The sequence below is a fragment of the Paenibacillus sp. OK076 genome (assembly GCF_900110055.1).
GTDB lineage: Bacteria > Bacillota > Bacilli > Paenibacillales > Paenibacillaceae > Paenibacillus.
The window spans coordinates 181,644-201,575 of sequence record NZ_FOCH01000004.1 but is presented as its reverse complement, the minus strand read 5'-3'; the positions used below and the strand labels follow the sequence as shown (position 1 = coordinate 201,575).

The 19,932-nt window shown below is 49.3% G+C and carries 16 protein-coding genes; 1 reads left to right on the top strand and 15 read right to left on the bottom strand.

Going from position 1 to position 19,932, the window contains the following annotated elements; genetic code table 11:
* Positions 1-468: 468 nt before the first annotated feature.
* From BMY78_RS25725 to BMY78_RS25685, 10 genes are all read right to left on the bottom strand, one after another.
* Positions 469-2,139, bottom strand: coding sequence for an NAD(P)H-hydrate dehydratase (locus tag BMY78_RS25725; RefSeq protein ID WP_090904175.1), 1,671 nt, complete (start codon positions 2,137-2,139; stop codon positions 469-471).
* A 102-nt stretch (positions 2,140-2,241) separates the two neighbouring features.
* On the bottom strand, positions 2,242-2,874 hold the full coding sequence (locus BMY78_RS25720; protein WP_090904174.1) for an NAD(P)-dependent oxidoreductase: 633 nt from the start codon (positions 2,872-2,874) through the stop codon (positions 2,242-2,244).
* A gap of 253 nt (positions 2,875-3,127) precedes the next feature.
* On the bottom strand, positions 3,128-4,897 hold the full coding sequence (locus BMY78_RS25715; RefSeq protein WP_090904173.1) for an alpha/beta hydrolase family protein: 1,770 nt from the start codon (positions 4,895-4,897) through the stop codon (positions 3,128-3,130).
* Entirely contained in the window at positions 4,879-6,339 is a 1,461-nt protein-coding gene (locus BMY78_RS25710) for a hypothetical protein (RefSeq protein ID WP_090904172.1), read from the bottom strand. Before BMY78_RS25710 ends, BMY78_RS25715 begins: the two co-directional genes overlap by 19 nt.
* Positions 6,336-7,136: a hypothetical protein gene (locus BMY78_RS25705; protein WP_090904171.1), complete on the bottom strand. Its 801-nt coding sequence runs from the start codon at positions 7,134-7,136 to the stop codon at positions 6,336-6,338. The genes BMY78_RS25710 and BMY78_RS25705 overlap by 4 nt, the downstream gene beginning before the upstream one ends.
* Complete coding sequence (locus BMY78_RS25700) at positions 7,114-9,855, bottom strand: class III lanthionine synthetase LanKC N-terminal domain-containing protein (RefSeq protein WP_090904170.1); 2,742 nt, start codon at positions 9,853-9,855, stop codon at positions 7,114-7,116. The genes BMY78_RS25705 and BMY78_RS25700 overlap by 23 nt, the downstream gene beginning before the upstream one ends.
* 114 nt (positions 9,856-9,969) lie before the next feature.
* Positions 9,970-10,107, bottom strand: coding sequence for a hypothetical protein (locus BMY78_RS32985; RefSeq protein ID WP_157258615.1), 138 nt, complete (start codon positions 10,105-10,107; stop codon positions 9,970-9,972).
* 185 nt (positions 10,108-10,292) lie between these two features.
* Positions 10,293-11,573: an MFS transporter gene (locus BMY78_RS25695; protein WP_090904169.1), complete on the bottom strand. Its 1,281-nt coding sequence runs from the start codon at positions 11,571-11,573 to the stop codon at positions 10,293-10,295.
* A complete protein-coding gene (locus BMY78_RS25690) occupies positions 11,554-11,931 on the bottom strand; it encodes a ribbon-helix-helix domain-containing protein (protein WP_090904168.1) in 378 nt (125 codons plus the stop codon). The genes BMY78_RS25695 and BMY78_RS25690 overlap by 20 nt, the downstream gene beginning before the upstream one ends.
* Positions 11,932-12,144: 213 nt before the next feature.
* On the bottom strand, positions 12,145-12,558 hold the full coding sequence (locus BMY78_RS25685) for a GNAT family N-acetyltransferase (RefSeq protein WP_090904167.1): 414 nt from the start codon (positions 12,556-12,558) through the stop codon (positions 12,145-12,147).
* Between the two features lie 217 nt (positions 12,559-12,775).
* Here BMY78_RS25685 and BMY78_RS25680 point away from each other — a divergent pair, with 217 nt between their 5' ends.
* Positions 12,776-13,696, top strand: coding sequence for a hypothetical protein (locus BMY78_RS25680; RefSeq protein WP_090904166.1), 921 nt, complete (start codon positions 12,776-12,778; stop codon positions 13,694-13,696).
* Positions 13,697-13,844: 148 nt separating this feature from the next.
* Here the strand turns inward: BMY78_RS25680 and BMY78_RS25675 are convergent, their stop codons facing one another.
* The 5 genes from BMY78_RS25675 to BMY78_RS25655 form a co-directional block, all read right to left on the bottom strand.
* Positions 13,845-14,084, bottom strand: a complete 240-nt coding sequence (locus BMY78_RS25675) for a YezD family protein (protein ID WP_062322628.1) — start codon at positions 14,082-14,084, stop codon at positions 13,845-13,847.
* A gap of 226 nt (positions 14,085-14,310) precedes the next feature.
* Positions 14,311-15,186: a sulfate ABC transporter permease subunit CysW gene (gene cysW / locus BMY78_RS25670; RefSeq protein ID WP_090904165.1), complete on the bottom strand. Its 876-nt coding sequence runs from the start codon at positions 15,184-15,186 to the stop codon at positions 14,311-14,313.
* Positions 15,187-15,412: 226 nt separating this feature from the next.
* Positions 15,413-16,249, bottom strand: a complete 837-nt coding sequence (gene cysT, locus BMY78_RS25665; RefSeq protein ID WP_063566191.1) for a sulfate ABC transporter permease subunit CysT — start codon at positions 16,247-16,249, stop codon at positions 15,413-15,415.
* Positions 16,250-16,331: 82 nt separating this feature from the next.
* Positions 16,332-17,411, bottom strand: a complete 1,080-nt coding sequence (locus tag BMY78_RS25660) for a sulfate ABC transporter substrate-binding protein (protein ID WP_090904164.1) — start codon at positions 17,409-17,411, stop codon at positions 16,332-16,334.
* A gap of 481 nt (positions 17,412-17,892) precedes the next feature.
* Complete coding sequence (locus tag BMY78_RS25655; protein ID WP_090904163.1) at positions 17,893-19,767, bottom strand: rhamnogalacturonan lyase; 1,875 nt, start codon at positions 19,765-19,767, stop codon at positions 17,893-17,895.
* Positions 19,768-19,932 lie beyond the last annotated feature (165 nt).

The window sequence follows — 19,932 nt, the reverse complement described above, 5'->3', positions numbered from 1 at the left end:
GGCTGGAAGAGACTTCCCTTCTCGTCTCGAATCGCTAATCAATTCTAATGAATCGACCACACCTTAATTGGGGGATTTGGATCGAATGTACAGGTTAACGAACTTCAGCCACGTTATTCTCGTTATACTGGTACAGACTTGGGCCAGAGCCTGCCGATCAGTGAAAATAACGTCGCTGTGATTCGTTAAAACGCAGATCATTGGAAAATGCAGCTCATAGCGTGTGCTCGGTTCGTTAAACGGTATTCACACTAAAAAGGGATGTCCACGTCATGTTGATGACTTGCGGGACATCCCTTTCTTAATGTTATGAATGGTTTATATCATTATGCTGTGTGCAGAGACAAGCAGCATATGAAGGACATGCACTCTCTAACTGCACCTGTCACACGAGCTCAAAGCGCGGTGTAAATGCAGCTTATGCAGTAACGAATGCACCAAGAGTGCGGCACCAATCATGCTCAAGATTTATAGTGCATCCACGATATCCCCGGCGAGCAGGGATGCCGGATCACCACGCAGCAGCGCGGCTCTCTCCCCTGCCCGGCCGTGTAGAAACACGCCAAAGGAGGCAGCCTGCTCCGCGCTGAGCCCTTGGGCGAGCAGACCGGCGATAATGCCGGTCAATACGTCTCCGGCACCTCCGGTTGCCATGCCGGCGTGCCCGGTGGTGTTGATATACGCCTCGCCGGATGGCGTTGCGATGACCGTTCGTGCTCCCTTGAGCACCAGGGTCACGCCCTGCTCGCGGGCGTACCGTACAGCGTGTCCGATTCGGTCACGCTGCACTTCGGGGGTCGACATGCCCAGCAGTCGGCCCATCTCCCCCGGGTGCGGCGTCAGGATAGTCGCCGCACTTCGTTTGCCCCAGTCGCGGGGCCCTGTTGGGCCAGCGTCTGCCAGCATGTTGAGGGCGTCCGCGTCGATGACGAGCGGGCGATCCGAATGTTGCCACAGACGGCGCAGCCAGTCTGTGTCGTCCTTGAAGCGGCCGAGGCCCGGGCCGGTCGCGAGCACGTCGCGGCTTTCCGCGAGACGCAGCACGGCGTCCGCGGAAGCCGCGTTCCATTCGCCGCTGTCGCCATCTGCGGCGGCAGCGAGCATGAGCTCGGGCACGGTGCCGATGACATGCGGCAGCAGTGCCGCGGGCAGCGCCCATGTGGCGAGCCCGCAGCCAGCGCGCAGCGCAGCCTTGGCCGAGAGCAGGCCTGCGCCGCTCATCGGCAGACTTCCTGCGGCCAGCAGCACATGGCCGTAAGTGCCCTTGTGGCCGTCCGGTGCCCGGAGGCGGCCCGTGTCCACGCGCAGCGCGCTGCGCAGCACCTCTTCCGTCAGCAGACGGACCGAGGGGCCATGCTGCGGCGCAAGCCGCGCGGGAATGCCGATGGAGCGCACCACGATGCGCCCCGCGGCAGAGGCACCCGGGTACTGCACGAGTCCGCACTTAAGCAGCGCGAGACATACAGTTACCCTGGCCTGAATGCAGGGCTCATATACCTCCCCGGTGTCGGCATTCAGCCCGCTTGGCACATCGGCGGACACGACCAGCTTGCCGCTGTCGTTCGCCGCCGCGATCAGCGCCGTATATGCTCCGCGCGGCGCCCCACGCGAGCCGGTGCCCAACAGCGCATCTACGATGCCTGTGCACCGGCTGAAGTCCACGGCTTCGCGCCCGTGGACCAGAGCAGGGATGCCGAGCTGCGCGGCGGCATCCCGCTGCACTGCGGCTTCGCCCCGCAATGCATCAGGCGCATCGGCGTAGACTAAAGTCACGCCGAGCCCAGCTTCAACCAAATGGCGCGCCGCAACCAGCCCGTCGCCGCCATTATTACCCTTGCCGATCAGCATGTACCACTGCTGATCGCCGGGCTGCTCCATCACGAGCGCCGGATCGGCGATGATGTCGCCACCATGAGCAGGCCGATCACCGGGCCCGGTGTGCGCCCACTTCCCGTTTACATCGTTCCAGCAGGCATTCTGCTCCGAACGATGGTCAACATCGCCTTCCCGGCACAGCCGGATAACCTCCTCGGCGATGGCTCTGCCTGCGTTCTCCATCAGACTGGCAGCAGGAATGCCAAGCGTCTGAATCGTATGCTCATCCACAGCTCTCATCTGTTCAGCGGTTACGATAAACAACGTTCATCCCTCCCCGGTGACAACCCTTTTCGAAATATTTCTGCCTAGCAAGCCTTAACTATTGAGTTTCCGTTTCATCGATCTGGTTTAAACAAATAACGATTAATAGCCCACCGTAAACCGGGATTGAATAAATTGCGGATCATCCAGTTCATCCACCAAAGCGGCTGCAAAATCACCAACGGAAATCGAACTCTCACCCAGATCATCGGTAATCACACGATTCATGCCAACCCGGAACAGGCCTGTCCGTCTTCCTGTTGTGATCGTAGCGGCAGGACTCATGTAAGTCCAGTGGATATCCGATGCCTCGATCAGGTTATACGCATCAACATGAGCTTTCGCCAATGGTTTAACCTCCTCAGGGAATCCTGGTGTGTCCATCAGCATTTCTCCAGAATCCGTAAGTAAGCTTCCTGCTCCGCCAACGACAACCAAACGTCCTGCTTTTGCACGGCGAACACCCTCAATTAATGAACGTGTAACTTCCAGCATCTCTTCCTCCGCACCAAACTTCGGTCCATAGGCACTCACAACAGCTTCCTGTCCGGCTGTAAAATCGGCAACCTGGTCCGGGTTAAGCAAATCCCCCTCTACCACACGCAAACGTTCATGCTCCATCTCAACCTTCGAAGGATCACGAACAATCGCCGTTACCTCATGTCCGCGGTCCATCAACTCCCACAGTATCGTCTTTCCAATCGCTCCGGTTGCTCCAAAAATGGCAACTTTCATATCAAATCCCTCTTTTCAGTAGATATCATCTTGTCAACTTACCGTTATTTTAATACTTAATCCCATTGTTATATACCTTAAACGGCTCACGCCATCTTAAACCGTCTTCACTCTCTTGTAAACCATGAGTCTAGCTCATCTCCCCATTCCCGGGTCCATTCGTTATTAAAACAAGGAATCACAACTCCCTTTTCCGTTCAAAAAGACACTCCAACCCATGCCAAAAAAGCCGCAAAGCGGCTTTGGCATACCTCTATTTTGCCTGTCCCACCTTGGTAAAGGTTAAAAAATCGACTGCTTTCTGGGCCCAGAACCGTTCCGAATAAATTTCATGCTCTAAGTCTTTAATGATATGAAGTTCCAGTCTGCCTGAGGGTTCGTCCAGAGCCAGCTTGTATTTCAATATTTCCTGATAGATTTGTTCCGTCTGCTCCACCGGACAAAGTTGATCTGCTTGCCCATGAATAAACAAGATATCACTTCCGCTTAGCGCAGAAGCGTAGGCTACCGGGCTTCGGGTCCTCAGCGCGGATTCATCCTCAAGAAGTTCACCGATCTCTTTTTGCAAAAAAGATCTGAGCTTTGCCCCTCCTCCTGTATACAGCTTGCCCAAATCCGTAAAGGGGGCACACGCTACCACAGCACTCCACAGTACTGGGTCTCTGCCCGCAGCCAGCAATGCAAGATAGGCGCCATAACTGACGCCATACAGAGCTACGTCTGAATAGGAGGATAAGACCTGTTCCCGAATAAACCGGACCACATCTGCGTCCACACCGCCCCAATCGTTCTCATTACGACTCCTGTATCCACCAGTAAAGCCGGAGCTGCCCGGATAGTTGAGCCCGATCACCCGTACACCAGCCTCGGATAACCTCTTCATTACTGGACTATAACTGTCGAACAGACAGTTATGTGGGCCTCCGTGCAGGTAAATGACGGCCTGTACAGCACCTTTTGGATGGATATCCAGATAGGGAATGATCTCGGACCGATAGGAGGCTTCCCCGTATTCCACCTTCAGTTCTCCACCGTTGCGACCGTTAGTTATAACTTCCTGCTGCCCTTGAACCCAAGGAATGGCGTTGGTTTGATCTTGAAAACGAAATAGACCTGGTCTCGGAGCTGTCGCGATAGTCTCGTATTTGCCCACCAGCCCCTGCTTGTCCCTGCTGAGAACAGCCTGTGTCAGCGTCCCTGGATAATCTCGCAGCTGAAATACTTCCTTTTTCTCCTGTAATGCATATTGCACATAATGCCATCTGCCACAAGTTATACCTTCACACAGAATTTTCTGTGTATCTAGATCAATCTGTACCCTTGCCAGTTCAGAGAACGCTTCACACTGTGGGAACAATTCGTGCACAACATCCTCACCCTGTTTCAGCCATCCCGGTTTGAATCCCTGCTCTGAAGGGATGGATACCGCAATGATATCCCCCTGTTTGTCCATGACTGGATACGGATATGCCGTATACATCCATTCTGCACTTTGAACGACTTTGTCCCTGTATGAATACACTCTCCCCTGTCCATCAACATTCAGACCGATTTCCTGTTCAATTCCCGACCAGAAAGCCAATTGCGGATGATTCAGATTAGCTGTAATCCATCTAGCCTCATCTCGTTTCGTATCGTAAAGCCCTAATCGAACAGAACCCCCTTTATTTCGGATGGCAAAAAGCAACTGCAACTTTTCGTCTTGCCAAGCCGCCTGTAGAACAGCAAAAGGTAATTGCAGCGCACAGGTATGGACAAGCTTCACTTGAGCTTGCATTTCATACAGATGCAGCCGTTTCCCGGCATCTCCTTGAGTGATTATCAGAACCTGATTAGGTGCAATAAACTGAATATGCTCCGTCCGATCCATTGAATCTGACGTATGTTCATACAGCCAATGCCTGTCTTTTGTCTGACCTGTCTCATCAAGTGTGCACCATTCTGTATGACCATTATCATAGGACAACAGCATTCCAGTCCGCTCCCGATTAATGCTCATTCGAGTCAGGAAGGTACGACGCAACTGGATTCCCTCCTCTCATTCCAGAGCTTCAGTTGCTCCCACTCCTCCAACTGGCTACGTAATCTGTTGATGTATTGATCCAGGACAGAAGTTTCAGGTGAGACATCTGTTTCAAGCTCTCTTATGGCCTGCTGGATCTTCTCAATTTGTGGCAGATTGGCAGCAGGAAGGGACATCATTAATAGGTGATAAACCTCGGTAGCCAGGTCGGTTGACCCTCGGCGTACTTGTTCTCCAGCAATCTCCACCGCACGACGGAGCCGCTTGGCATTGACGGAGGCAGTCTTTAATCGAAGCAACCGAATCAGCAGTTGGTACTCCTTCTCTTCTTCACCACACTGCCGATGTATTTCCATTCTTAAATCGAGTATGGGACTGAGCCAATCGACATACTGCTCAGTGCACAGTTTCTCCGCTGCCAGCAGAGTTGTATGAGCCTCAGCCCATTGGCCTGATCTAAGCTGCAACCCTGCAATATTTAACGCAGTCTGAATCTGAAAAGTACGCTGCTCAGGACCATCAGGAAGCAACTGAATACGCCGACTGGCCTGCCGTTCCAGCTCAATTGCACGATCAGCATTGCCTTCCTGCAGTTCAATCAATGCTTCACCATTATCCAGCGCACAGCATTTCCCAACCCGGAAAGACTCGGTTAATTCCTTATGTGAGAGCAGCTTTCGAGCTTCTGAATAACAGTATCGTGCTCCCGAATAATCCCTGCCTTTTTTGGTTAGCAGCTGTGCCAATTCGAACCATAAAACCGCTTGCTGAGCCGCTGACAAACGTTGAAATAATGTATTCTGTTTAAAAAAATGCAAACAAGCCTTATACCGGACCGGATCATCCGACTTGGACAGCAAAATCCAGGCCATCCTGTTGTAGAGCGCCAATGTTTTCTCTTGTCCGCCTTTTTTTCTCGCCATGGCAAGATGTTTATCCAATGAACTTCGGGTATGGTCCGGTGTTTCTCTGACAAGCGAAATTGGAAGCCAGTGCATCTCACCGCGTGTCGGCATTTTGGAAGGATATCGGTGGAAAAATACCAGTACACTGACCCCTCTTAGTTTCTGACGATACAGAAGATGGTGGATAGCCCCGAGATCAGATGCATGTAAATGGGACGCTACCTCCACCAATACCCATTTCCTATTACCCGGAGCCCAGCCCGCTGTTTTGAATCTTAATAAGGCGTTTTTGCAGGCCACAAGATCGCCGGAAGGCTGAATTGCATTTAGCTGATAGATGATGGGAAGAGAATAATACGGATGATCCACCGATATTACAATAGCCTGATCCTGCCAGTGAGTGTGCAGCTTTTGGACCTCATGCTTCACTGCGTCCGGCTCCCCTTGAGCGACAAACAGCCCAGGCTCATGACTCGAACGAAGCCAATTGCTTCGCAGATCACGATATTGCGTACTCTCAAGTAATACAGGGATCATGAGCAATCACGCTCTTTCGTAATCCGGCATACCTGTGCAGGCTCGGGAATCTGCTGCAAATTCAGTGAAGCCATTAATCGATAACTGCCGATATTGTTCGCATCGAGCGAAGCTTTTACCGTTTCATATTGTTCTGTTATACATCGTTGAAGACCGTAAGCAGCAAGCCAGCGCGCCCAGCCCTTACGTTTCACATTAGGTACTGTGCATATATGAGCAATCAATACAGATCCGAACTCATCACTGAGTAAGCAAGCTCCCATCTGTTGCCCCTCTAATTCAACCAATCCGGACCCCTTCAGCAAAGTTCCATATGCTCCTCTATAGATATCTTTGACTGCCTGACGTGCAGCTTCCAAGCCGGGACAGGAGGGATCGCTTTCCAAAAGAATCTGCGCTACCCCCTCCGCCTGTCCCAGTGTAGAAATCCATGTTGCAGCATCATCAGGAATATCAGAAGCCGGGATATCCTTCAACTTACCGATAAATCGATGCCTATGCGCAAGAACATCCACCCGTAATCCAAGTTTTTCCCATGGAAATGAGACAGGAAACGTTGCATATAGAGCATCCCATTCGAGTGACTCAAGTATGGGTTGAACCCGATCCTTCCAATACGTCATGGAACCTGCATCACTCCATAAATCGAGTGTATACTGCCTTTGTCCGTGATCAATGATCATTAATGAAGATCCGGTTTCGCAGTAATCTGGGGCTGCTGCATAATAACGATGCCCGTACTCGCCCTGTTCATGCCGAAATTGAGGAAGAACATCAGATATAGCTGTTAATATCATAATTCATCGCCTCCTTGACAGGGTTAAAACCTGAATATACCAACGGTTCTGCACACACTGAAGGGTAATAAAGACGAAGCAGAAAGGAGTATACGCCCATATATCCTGTCATATAATCCGGTGAGAATGATTCCATATCTTCCAGTGGCCACATCCACATGTCGTGCTCGTCACTTCTCATCGCCAACAGCGTCTGTGCATATTGTTCCAGTCTGGCCGCATACCGGCCAGGATGACAACGCTCCGCCAAAAGCAGCAGATCACCGTTGCCAGCTAACCCATGACATTGCCCGAAGGAAGCAAAGATCGTGGTCTGTTCCACCGCATCTGCAGCTTCTCTGCCAAGCCTCGCAGACACCGGATCACCCAACACATCAGCAGCTGCCAGAAGAAAACGCCCGATGCCAGCCGAACCATTACACCAGTGTACCCAGAGCGTATCCGGTTTTTCAGATGTTGCAGGCCACATCTTCTGGCCATTCTGACCGGTATGACTGGTACGATCCAATGTATAGACAATTCGTTTCACTGCTGATAAATAGACTTCCTTATTGGTTTGATCTGCAATTGCGAGTAGAAAATAACCAATCCCCGCGATGCCGTGAGAAAATCCCAGGGAATAATGCCCACCATTTTTCTTACTTGGCTGCTCTTTCACTTTCCACATACTCAGTCCATCCTCGTTCCGTTCTTCCTGATTCAATATATAAGCAGCCAATAACTCAGCTCGTTCAAGTAGTTCCGCGCGGCCCCCAATGCGATAAATCTCCAATAACATTAATCCCAGACCTGCAGCTCCATGACTGATATTGGTTTGGGTCGGTCCATTCTGAGTTAGCTGTAATGCCAGATTCTCCGCCAGATCAAGCAATGAAGAATCATTTAACGCCTCTGCAGTCTCAGCCAATCTCCACGGAACTGCCCCATACCCAAAGTATAATCCGGTCGGTGTCTCGTCCGGAATGTATGGGTGATGAACCAAAATCCATTCCATAACTTCTCGGGCATACTGATGATACTGAATAAGTTGTGTAATATGACCAAGCTGGTTAAAGCCGTAGACCATGCCTGTCCATCCAAAGTTAAAATTTGCCGGATGAAACATCCGGCTCATGCTGTTTTCCGGATAAAGTTCTTGCCTATTATCAAAATCAAGCGATGTATAAAGCCAATCGGCCATCCTTTGTGCCTGACGCAATACCTCGGCTCCAGTTAGTTCGTTGTTCAATGGCAGAGATGATCCTTGCCATTCATTCATCGGCTCTTTTGAAATTGCATCCAAATCGTTGCGAATATCTGCCAACTGCTCATAAACACCAGTCATGATCCGTACAGAAAGATTACCCAGGGAACGCAGTTCTTCCATATTAACCAGACCTTTCAACAAAGCCTGACCACATTTGAGGTAGTCCGTCTGATATTTGAAATAGGGGTCCACAGATGATGCCATATAATAGAAAACAGCCCCGAGTGAATAGATATCATCCTGGAAGCTTGATCTCTGACTGTGTTCCCGTCCACGAGACACATATCCAGGCGTATGCCCAGTCAATGGCTTGGTCTCCCTCTCGTCATTTCGTAAGTAAGCCAATTCGAGGTCAATTAGACGTACATTACCATCCGGCATTACGACAATATTGTTAGGTGTTAAATCATTAATAATGACTCCCTTACGATGACAGGTCTCAACCATATCCAGAATATCCTGGCAGATCCGAGCCATCTCCGTCCATGTATAATCTGCAGCAACATGTCTGCGATGAATATACTCGCGCAAGCTGATGCTATCAAAATACTCCAGAATCAGATACCGATTTTTCTCATAATTAAACAAATCAAGTGGCTGGGGTGTATAGCCCGTTTCCTTCAATAATTCAAGTACATGATATTCATTTTCTACATAGTCGTGGGCAGAGCGTCCTGCTCTATCGACACGCATGCGATGGACCGCTTCTTTCATAACGGCTTGTGCATGCTGCGTACAGGAAATAAGAAATACGCCACCCTTGCCAGACTTCTTGAGCACACGCTTCACACGAATATTTCGTATTCCAAACTCATTGTTATTAGGACTGGATACGTTGGAAGAAGAAATATCCTTCTTGGTGGCCTGGATGTGAAGTAGTTCCTCCGGCTCGTTGACCCATTCCGGCTTATACCTGCCAGGTACACGGCGATCCTCCTCCAGATTTCCCTCAATATTCTGGATCGCATGCACTTTTGCTGCCGAATATCGGTCATAATAGAATCGGTCTGTGAACGCACCATAACGATAAAATACGCATGCGCTCCCGCGGTATGACCGATCTGTAGGAATAGCCGGGCCATCGAACCCGATGGTGCATACATGCATATCCTCAAGCAGGTGCAGAAACTGTTTCTCGTTTGCTGCATAGATCGTGACACATTTACCCGTTTGAGGCAGGGGGATCGATCCGTTAGAAGTTTCAATCAATTTCAATCCACTGTTCACAACCTTCCACTGTACACCGTGCTCCGTCAAAACAGGTGTAATGCGGCGTAACAGTTCAGCTCCTTCTCCAGGAACCACAGATAGATGTATTTTCCAGCCTTGTGAAGGAAGTTTCAAATCCTCTGGTCTAAAACAAATCCAATGGCCGTCATTCGACCATTGGATGGATTGGGGAAGTTCCCTGATTATATGTTCCAAAGCGTTCTCAAAGGCGTCCTTCTTAACGGATACATTTGCGAATTTCAATGAGAATCACTCCTGTTGGTTAAAGTTAGAGGGGGAGGTACAATTATTTTAGTAATGCGAAAATCAAAGACTTATCCTTAAATTTACTGGATAGAGCGTTTAATGAAGATGTTCCTAGCTCTCGACAGCGATTGTCTGTGAGCTTGTCCAGCTGCACACGGTACACAGGCTGGTTTCCTCGAACATGTAGTTATCCTCTTCAACCTCTAATGCCATCAAGTCCTGTACAGATAAAATTTCCTTGTTTTCCATGATAAATTACCTCCCATTTGTCTCCCCCTCTTAATAACCAATTTCTACATAAATTTTGATATTCCTTCTTTTTAATTGAATTATTTTACATAAATTATTTAAGATATCCATTTACGCGACATACTCATGTTAACCCAATCGGAATTATCGTATAAAAAATGGAGGTATTCTCACATTGATTATAATTAAACGGATGCCGCTTGCTGTCTGGAATGTTTCCCCTGCTCCTCTCGGAAAGGCCTAACAAACATGCTCCCCAGCCCCATCACAATAACAAATATACCAATCCCCATGTACACCCAGGATGGATTATACGTTTCAATAAACCAGCCTCCGAGCAATAAACCGAGTGGATTACTGACACCACTCATTAAGACTCCCATACTGTTCATGACACGCCCTCTCTTTTCTTCCGGTGTGGATAGAAGGATCGAGGTAACCAGAGGTACATTTACGAGGGCAAGCCCCAGCATTAACAAGAATGAACAGGCGATGGCGATATACAGATTAGGAAACATAGGCATGAGTAACAAACTTGCACCTGAGATGAGGTAACTGATCAGGAACCATCGAGCAAGCGAAAGCCGTTTGGCATATTTCCCGCTGAGCAAAGAGCCTGCAATACTACCAGCGGCAAAGGCCGATTGGAGAAGACCGTACCCTTGTGGTCCGGCATGAAGAACCATGTCAGCAAAAATCGGAGTGAAGATGTGCAGAGGCGCACCAGCAAAGTTGATAATGGCACCAAAAATGATGCAGCTGGCCAGAATTTTACGTGAGAACAAAAAGGTAATCCCTTGCAAACTATCCTTCATGAAGCCAGAAATCCCTTTTTGTTTGACCACTTTGGTCACCGGAATATGAATAAAGACAATGGAGAAAGCAGATAGCAGAAAGGTAAGTGCATAGATGAAAAGGATTGACTGGACTGAGATGAACGCCACCAATATGCCACCTACAGCATATCCAAGCAATTCAATTGTTTTGGAAGATGAATTTAGAAGTGCGTTGGCTGGTGCTAACTGTTTCGACGGGTCGGGCAGAATTGCGGGGATGACGGTCTGGGTTGCCGGATTGAACAAAAATCCAAGAATCGCAATGAGCAAATTGGCAGCATAGATATGCCACGGTACCATCTGACCACTCATGAATAAAAGCGCCAATATACAGGCCACGCACGCTCTAAGTATATCTGTCCAGATCAAGAGCTGCTTTTTGGGCAGCCGATCACTGATTGTAGCCAGTGGTATGCCCAAAAAAGCATAGATAAAGTATGGCAACATAGGAATCAGTGCTGCTGCGAGTGCTGACTCGGTTAGTTGAAGAATATACCACATCGTAGCCATGGAAAATAAAATTTGACCTGCACCGGATATCAGTCTGCCTGCAAGAAGTACACAAAAAGATGGAAGACGCAGAACAGATCCGTAACTGTCGTTATGGATTTCATTTTTCGTCTGTTTCATTCACTCCCTCTCCTTTCCCCTCACTATCACTTTCAGTTTCATTTTGCAGACGTGTCAACAAACCTGAATTGCGAATGGACCGTTGTATCTTGGCCTTTACGCGCTCAAGCTCTGCCGTATACTCCTGAATCTCGTTCAATAGCGATTGATGAGTCCGAATCCCTTCCCTAATTAACATAGCCGTTGCATCAGATCGATTCTTGGCCAGTTCAAGAAATACAAGCTGATCAATAATATCAATCTCTTCCTGACTTAATCTTACCGAGACGACCCCCTTGGTTCCCGAAAGGTTTCTGCTGGCCTGCTCCATGGATCGTTCCACCATTTGATTAAATTGAGTCCGCTGGTTCTTATCCAAATTCGTATCCTCCATTCTGCATTTATTGTTATTATCGTAATTTGTAAATCGTAAATTGTATTTGATTTACATTATACCTGTAAATAATTGGATGTAAAGCAAAAAACCTTTGGATGACAACCAAAGGTTTGAATAACCGATTGTACGAATTGAGTTTGGCTAGACTAATTCCATATACACAAGGCGAGGCTTAATTCTCCTTGTTTCTATCAACTATTCCCCTTGCCTCCACCACATGCCTTCCGATTTCGGACTGGTATAGGTGAAGCCATATTGAGCGTACAGACGATCGGCAGGGACGTCAGCCAGCAGGCTAACCAGTCCACGAGCAGGCACATGTTCACGCAAATAATTCATGATCTCGCTCATGATCAATTTGCCATATCCTCTTCCCTGCTGATCCGGGCGCACGGCGATATCCACCACCTGAAAGAAGCAACCACCGTCCCCGATGACCCGGCCCATGCCTACGATTTCATTTTCTGCACGCAGACATACGGCAAACAGGCTATTCGGCAGCCCAATCTCCGCTCCCTCCTTGCTCATCGCACTAAGACCTGCGCTTTTCCGTAACGCTAGGTATTCTGCTGCTGAGGGCGGTGTGTGTTCAATGTTGATCTGGTTCATAGATCATGCTCCCTTCCTAATTAAACCGATGATTATGACAGAATTAAAAAATTCATAGAATTTACATCTTCTTTGCATGGGTGCTCTGGTCCTTCTTATGACAGTAAATTCCTACTGTTCCTGCTTGAATTCACGCAATTCCTGTGTAATAGTGAGAGAAAGCTTATGTGAACCGTGTTTCATGCTACGCTACAGTTTTTGCAAAGGAGGAACCACTGTGCTTCAACGCTGGATGCTTGCTCTATTCTCATATCCGGGCTACGTGGCGGTACTACTCGGAATGATCACTGTACTGCTTGGACTCTACGTATGGTCTGCAACTGAGGTCAGACGAAGCCGTGACAGGCGAATGCAAGAGATACGAGATACATTATACATAAGTACAACCCTATTGGGACAACTCACAGCCAAAGAACATCGGAATGTTGATCTAACGGAACATGAGCATCATGAATTATTAAGTGCTATGCTGTCCTGCAGAGCCGCAGTGCATCTGTCTCCACAGCTTCAGGATCAAATCCGCAGCTGTATCATCGATGTTGATCCCGCTCGACTGGCATTGATGCACAGGGCTCTGGAGCGAGAGAGTGCAGCATTGTCCGATGAATTGAATCGATACGCACATCCTGATCATTGGGGAAGGGCGATCTGGAATGTCATTCGTCCGGCTGCTGAGCCTGCCGCTGTCGTGGCTGTACTGTACCTGATCGCTGATTTTGTGTTTCGTCAACAAGGGTTGTTATATCCCTTCTGGCATTCCTGGTCCAACGCTTTGCCATGGATACGCTTCGTTTCCTTAATCATCACGGTATTCTATGGTTATCTGCTCTGGTCCAGCCCAAGACAAGGTTCATCGGGCACAGTAACCAAAGCACTCTTTACCCTAATTGCCATGTGCTCCCTGCTTCATCTGATCGGACTTGCTGCTGCGCCCTACGCATTAGGATTGCAACTCATCCTGTTCATCTCCGGCTTCAGCCTGACAGGAGCGCCCTCTCGCAGTGATCGCCCCTACGCGGGACACACCGATTCGGATAAGGAATTGAATCACAGTACAGAAGCACATGAGGATGAGAACCTGGATGTGGAGCTAAACCTCTATAAACCACGCACATCTGGAGCCATTTCCGAAAAATAAACCTTTATTTTAACTTGGTTTACCCGGCATCATCAGACTCAGTTCATTCAAAACTAGAAAAGAGAAGCCGGCAAAATCATCGGCTTCTCTTTTTTTGATTTCTACTATTTTTGCATTATGCCTAATTCGATCCTGAATTACATAAACCCTATCCCTTCGCGCTTGCATTCGATGAGCGCAATGAACGGGGTGAGCTGCTTCGTGCAGTGCTGCCGGATTTGGAGGCGCTGCCGGAGGGCGTATTTTCAAAACGCTTGCGTTCGGTCCGCTCCATCTGCACAATCTGGCCTTCGTGTACAACGATGTGTAACGAGCCAAACTCCATGTCATTCAGTTGTCCGGCAATTCGATCCATCCATACCTCATCCACTTTTAACGGCTTAGCCATAGAGCCGCCTCCTCTTCTCGGGCTACTGCCCGCTATATTCCTCAAGTGCGCTGTCATCCAACCCGACTTATAATTCATTCTTATCCAACCCATATACTTGGTTTATACATTAGCAGGGCTTCCAGTAGCTGTCAATCCGAATTTTCATGAACTTTAAACAAAAACCATTTACATTCGGAACCCTCTTCAAAACCAAGATGATTGGCAGGGATACAGGAGTGTTAAATCACTTTTCGGGAATCGTTTTATGACCCAACCAGCTCTTGAGCAGCAACGTTGCCAGAGCCAAAATCAGCAACAAGGAGGCGACGGCAAACGAAGCGGAGAATTGATATTCGTTATACAGGATCTCGACATGCAGCGGCAAGGTGTTGGTCTCCCCGCGAATATGTCCCGATACAACAGACACGGCCCCAAACTCGCCCATCGCCCGCGCATTACACAGAATAATGCCATACAACAGTCCCCACTTGATGTTGGGCAGGGTCACATTCCAGAAAATCCGCCACCCGGATGCCCCAAGTGTAACCGCCGCTTCTTCTTCCCTCGTGCCCTGATCTTCCATTAGCGGAATCAGTTCTCTGGCGACGAAGGGAAACGTAATGAACAACGTTGCGATGACAATGCCGGGCAGGGCAAAAATAATTTTGATATCATGCTCGGCCAGCCACGGTCCAAACCATCCATTCGAACCAAAGACGAGGACAAAGATCAATCCGCCTACCACAGGCGAGATCGAAAAAGGAAGATCGATCAGGGTGATCATGAGTCCTTTGCCCCTGAACTGGAACTTGGTAATGACCCACGCAGCCGCCACACCGAATATCGTATTGAGCGGTACGGTGATCCCGGCAACCAGCAGCGTAAGTTTCAATGCCGACATCGCGTCCGGCTCGGTAAGCGCGGCGATGTAGACACCCCAGCCTTGCTTTAACGCTTCCATCAGCACGATCACCAGCGGCAAGATGAGCAGCCAGAGCAGCACCAGACTTGCCAATCCGATCAACAACCATTTGACCCATGGTGCTTCCGTGGTTGCACGGTTTGGCCCCGGCCCGGTTCGCACACTGGATGCAGGCGTCAATGGAACGGAACCCGCCATATTATGTACCTCCTTTTGGTTTATATAAGTTGAACAAATGATTTTACACTAAACCACTGCGCGGTCAGAACATCTTCCGATTGCTGTTATCCCCAGATTTTTTATGAACCACTCCTAAAAAGGGGAAATCCGGGGATAAAGGCAAACGCTCCGCTTCTCCAGATTTTTCTGTCCTCTCCGTTATCGTGTAAATGTTAAGTTCAACTTATATAGGTGGGCTTATGCATTAGGCTCTGCCTGCCTTACGGCTCCAGCGTTGAAGTGAATTAATGATCAAGAGCAGGACAAAAGAGACCAACAGCAGCAGCAAGGCTACCGCCGTGGCTCCCGCATAATCGAACTGCTCTAGCTTCGCCATGATCAGCAAGGGCGCAATCTCCGTTTTCATCGGCATATTGCCTGAGATAAATACCACTGAGCCATATTCGCCAATGCCTCGGGCAAAGGCTAACGCAAAACCTGTCAGCAGCGGCGGGATCAGATCCGGAAGCAGGATCTTCCGGAATATCCGCCATCTTCCCGCTCCCAGCGTAGCGGCAGCTTCCTCCACCTCAGTCTCCAGTTCCTGCAAAACCGGCTGCACCGTACGCACCACAAACGGAATCCCGATAAACATCAGCGCGAGCGTAATGCCCGCCTGTGAATAGGCCAGCTTGATGCCCAAAGGCTCCACAAACTGCCCAATCCAGCCATTTCCGGCATACAGCGCCGTTAAGGCAACCCCGGCCACTGCCGTCGGCAAAGCAAAAGGCAGATCAATAACGGCATCAAACAGCCGTTTTCCAGGGAACTCATACCGGACAAGTACCCAAGCCAAGAGTAACCCGAGAACCAGATCGATCAGCGCCGCTGCACCTGCAGTCAGAAAACTCACCTGGAAAGAAGCAAGTACCCGGGGATTCGTCGCCACCTCAATCAGTGTGGACCAGGTCAGCCCCGTGGAGTTAAACAAGAGCGCTGCGAGTGGAATAAGTACAACCAGGCTCAGGTAAAGCACACTGTAACCCATCGTTAATCCGAATCCCGGCAGTGTGCGACTCCGGGCCACCATCACCTTGCTCATGCACGTTCATCCTCTCTGCCTTCAGTCGGTCGGACTGGTTGGCCGCTTACATGGTCAAGCAACATCATCGACGTCAGAAGCATTAGCTGCCCGGAACATAAATCTGGTCAAAGATACCGCCATCATTAAAATGCTTGGCCTGGGTATCGCGCCATGTACCGAATACATCGTTCAATGTGAACAGCTCAAGCTGCGGGAACTGATCCTTGAACTTTTCCTTCACGCTGTCCAGGGTTGGACGGTAATAGTTCTCAGCAGCAATGGTTTGCCCCTCTTCGCTATACAAATATTTCAGATAGGCGTCAGCCACTTCGCGGCTACCTTTTTTGTCTGCATTTTTATCTACAATTGCTACAGGTGGTTCAGCCAAAATACTGACCGAAGGCACAACAATGTCGAATTTGTCCGGTCCCAGCTCTTTAACTGACAAGAAAGCCTCATTCTCCCATGCAAGCAGTACATCACCAATACCGCGCTCTACAAACGTAGTCGTCGCCCCACGTGCTCCAGAGTCAAGGACAGGCGCATGTTTGAACAGTTCTGCAACAAATGCTTTGGCCTTCTCTTCATCATTGTTGTTATGTTTGAGCGCATATCCCCATGCCGCCAGATAGTTCCAGCGTGCTCCACCGGACGTTTTCGGATTCGGGGTAATGACCTGGGTATCTCCCTTGATGAGATCATCCCAGTCCTTAATGCCTTTCGGATTGCCTTTGCGTACCAAAAACACGATCGTTGAAGTATACGGGGAGCTGTTGTGCTCGTATTTGTCCTGCCACCCCGCATTGATCAGACCTTTGTCTTCAATAGCATCGATATCGTATCCCAATGCCAGCGTAACCACATCCGCATCCAGCCCATCTATGACAGAACGACTCTGTTTACCTGAACCGCCATGAGATTGCTTAACCGTTACTTCCTGACCTTTCTCTTTTAGCCAATACGCCGCAAACGCCTTGTTATATTGCTCATAGAGTTCACGTGTCGGATCATAGGATACATTCAGCAGCTCGATCGCTTTTGCCCCTTCTTTGCCGCCTTCCGTTCCTCCCGATGTTGCTGTCGCATTCGTGCCACCACTTTCCGATCCGCATGCCGCCAGTACCCCTGTTAACACCAATGCCAGACCAACCAAAATACCCTTATGAATTCTCTTTTTCATAGCTAACACTCCCCCCGAATGGATCTGCAAGATTACCTCAGGCAGGCTGAACAGCATGGAACGCACCGAAAAAAAAACAAAAAACGGAGGAACCCCCGCGCACTTCTCCCTCATAAAGTCATGCCGGCCCAAAGGCCGTGTATGCTTCATCCAGAAATGATGCGCTGCGGTGTTCCTCCGTCTATACGGTGAGAACGTTATTCTGTTCACGTTACGATCTCTCATGTGACTGTAAATGACTGCTCCCGAAAATAGGGCTTAGTCATTTTTATTATTCCTACCTGTTTAGTGAGTTATATACGTATCATAAGGGCAGTACACATGACTGTCAAACGTTTTTTTCCGATTTCTACCGAATATCTGTGGAAATGGCAGAAAAAAAAGAACAACGGACCAAAGACCGTTGTTCCCTTGTCAGCGGTAAGCTTTATACGCTGTAACATCAGCCCTGGGATTGGCATGAGTTCATGCCCTTTCCCTCTTATTTGCCAGCGTACCGGATATTCGGTACGGGAGGTGTACTCATGCCATCTCCTAAATAAAAGCCAGTATGTGGCGGTTGGTTATAGGCTACATTTTGCCAAGCTACACCAAGACGGTATACCGGATCATGCATCAGGGTGTAGATCCGTTTGTCCGTAACGGCTGTTGTCGTGTAGATGCGCAGTGCAGAGCTGTCATTGGTCCGCCATACCACTTCTTCTCTCCAGTCGCCAAACAGGTCAGCCTGCAGATTCGGTGTGGATTTCGTTCCATTATTGGAAGAAACACCGGATGCGGTCAACAGATTAACCGTTTTGCTATTGGCGTAGTCCCATTTATCAATCCGGTTGCTGTCCAGCAGTTCACGGAGCAGGTCACCGTCCCACCAGATGCCAAAATTCGTGGAGGAAGGCAGGGTTGTCCCAATTTTCTGTCCTTTGGCTGTATACAAACCACCATCCGCCCACACTTCGGCACCCTTATAACGTGGATCGATATCGGCTGCCATGCCGCGCCCAATATCTTTGGTCGTAGGTACGCCCCAGATCAACTGACCTGTACGCGCATCGCGGAATTCCACTCCGGCATTGGACGGTGTCTCATGCACCTGGAATACTTCAAGTCCTGCACGATCCGGGTCCAGATCACTGAGATGCATCGCATCCCCATGATGAAGTCCTGTCGTGTAGAGTCCTTTGCCGTTATCATCCACCGCCATCGCGCCATATACGATCTCATCTTTGCCATCACCGTCCACGTCTGCCACACTCAAATTATGATTACCTTGTCCACCATAACCGGAATTACCTGATGTATTGGAATCAAAAGTCCATTGTTTCGTCAATTGCCCATCCCGCCAGTTGTACGCCACCAGCACGGTTCGGGTATAGTATCCACGCGCCATGACCAGACTTGGCCGCTCCCCATCCAAATACGCAATGGCTGCAAGGAATCGATCGACCCGATTGCCGTAGTTGTCTCCCCAATCGGACACATTGCCGCGCGCCGGTTCGTAGTTCACCGTGGAAAGTGCTTTGCCGGTCTGTCCATTAAAGATCGTAAGGAACTCCGGTCCGGACAGAACGTATCCGCTAGAATTACGATAATCCTTGCTGGCATCCCCGATGACTACACCCGTACCATCCTTGGTACCATCAGCCGTTTTCATCGCCACTTCGGCCTTGCCGTCTCCATCCAGATCGTACACCATGAACTGGGTGTAATGGGCACCCGCACGGATATTTTTACCCAGACTGATACGCCACAGGCGTGTTCCATTTAATTTGTACGCATCGATAAATACTTCACCCGTATAGCCGCTTTGGGAATTATCCTTGGAGTTGGACGGGTCCCACTTCACGATCAGTTCATACTCGCCGTCCCCGTCCACATCGCCTGCACTCGCATCATTGGCACTGTACGTGTAAGCTACACCATCCGGTGTTGTGCCTCCTGTGGGTACACTGAGAGGTACAGACAAATAATTATTGCCCCATACGCTCGCTGCCGCCGAAGCAGCCTGCTCGGTTCCACTGACTACGGCTCGAACTGTATATTTGGAACTGCTTGTCCCACTTGTATCCTGGAGGTTGGTGCTGTTCGTTATGGGCGATGCGTTTACCTTGGTTCCATCCCGATAGACATTAAACGATACATTCGATCCTTCCGTACCCAGAAGCCGCCAACTGACAAACACACCTGTACCTGTCTTCACTGCAACCACACCGCGGTCCAGAAACTCCATCTGACGGGCACCCGCAGCATGAGTGACTGGCGTGTTTCCAAGACCGAGCGAAGTAACCAGTAACGCAGAACTCAGCAGGGATACCCCCGCGGTCCGCAATGTACGCTTCCATAACGATCGTTTTCCCATAAAGCCATTGCCTCCCCAATCGAATTGGTAAGCCCGATGCCCTTGGTAGCGCCATCTTATATATAAGCGCTTTAATACAATCATTTTAAAATAAACATATAATTCCATCTATAGGTCTAGCTTAGTAATTTCATATATGAAAAAAAGGAAAAAAGCCGAAAGATG

Coding starts and splice junctions, on each gene's coding strand:
- BMY78_RS25660 (WP_090904164.1), bottom strand. CDS start 17,411: ATGAAAAAGAGAATTCATAAGGGTATTTTGGTTGGTCTGGCATTGGTG.
- BMY78_RS25710 (WP_090904172.1), bottom strand. CDS start 6,339: ATGATCCCTGTATTACTTGAGAGTACGCAATATCGTGATCTGCGAAGC.
- BMY78_RS25695 (WP_090904169.1), bottom strand. CDS start 11,573: ATGAAACAGACGAAAAATGAAATCCATAACGACAGTTACGGATCTGTT.
- BMY78_RS25685 (WP_090904167.1), bottom strand. CDS start 12,558: ATGAACCAGATCAACATTGAACACACACCGCCCTCAGCAGCAGAATAC.
- BMY78_RS25720 (WP_090904174.1), bottom strand. CDS start 2,874: ATGAAAGTTGCCATTTTTGGAGCAACCGGAGCGATTGGAAAGACGATA.
- BMY78_RS25655 (WP_090904163.1), bottom strand. CDS start 19,767: ATGGGAAAACGATCGTTATGGAAGCGTACATTGCGGACCGCGGGGGTA.
- cysT (WP_063566191.1), bottom strand. CDS start 16,249: ATGAGCAAGGTGATGGTGGCCCGGAGTCGCACACTGCCGGGATTCGGA.
- BMY78_RS25675 (WP_062322628.1), bottom strand. CDS start 14,084: ATGGCTAAGCCGTTAAAAGTGGATGAGGTATGGATGGATCGAATTGCC.
- BMY78_RS32985 (WP_157258615.1), bottom strand. CDS start 10,107: ATGGAAAACAAGGAAATTTTATCTGTACAGGACTTGATGGCATTAGAG.
- cysW (WP_090904165.1), bottom strand. CDS start 15,186: ATGGCGGGTTCCGTTCCATTGACGCCTGCATCCAGTGTGCGAACCGGG.
- BMY78_RS25705 (WP_090904171.1), bottom strand. CDS start 7,136: ATGATATTAACAGCTATATCTGATGTTCTTCCTCAATTTCGGCATGAA.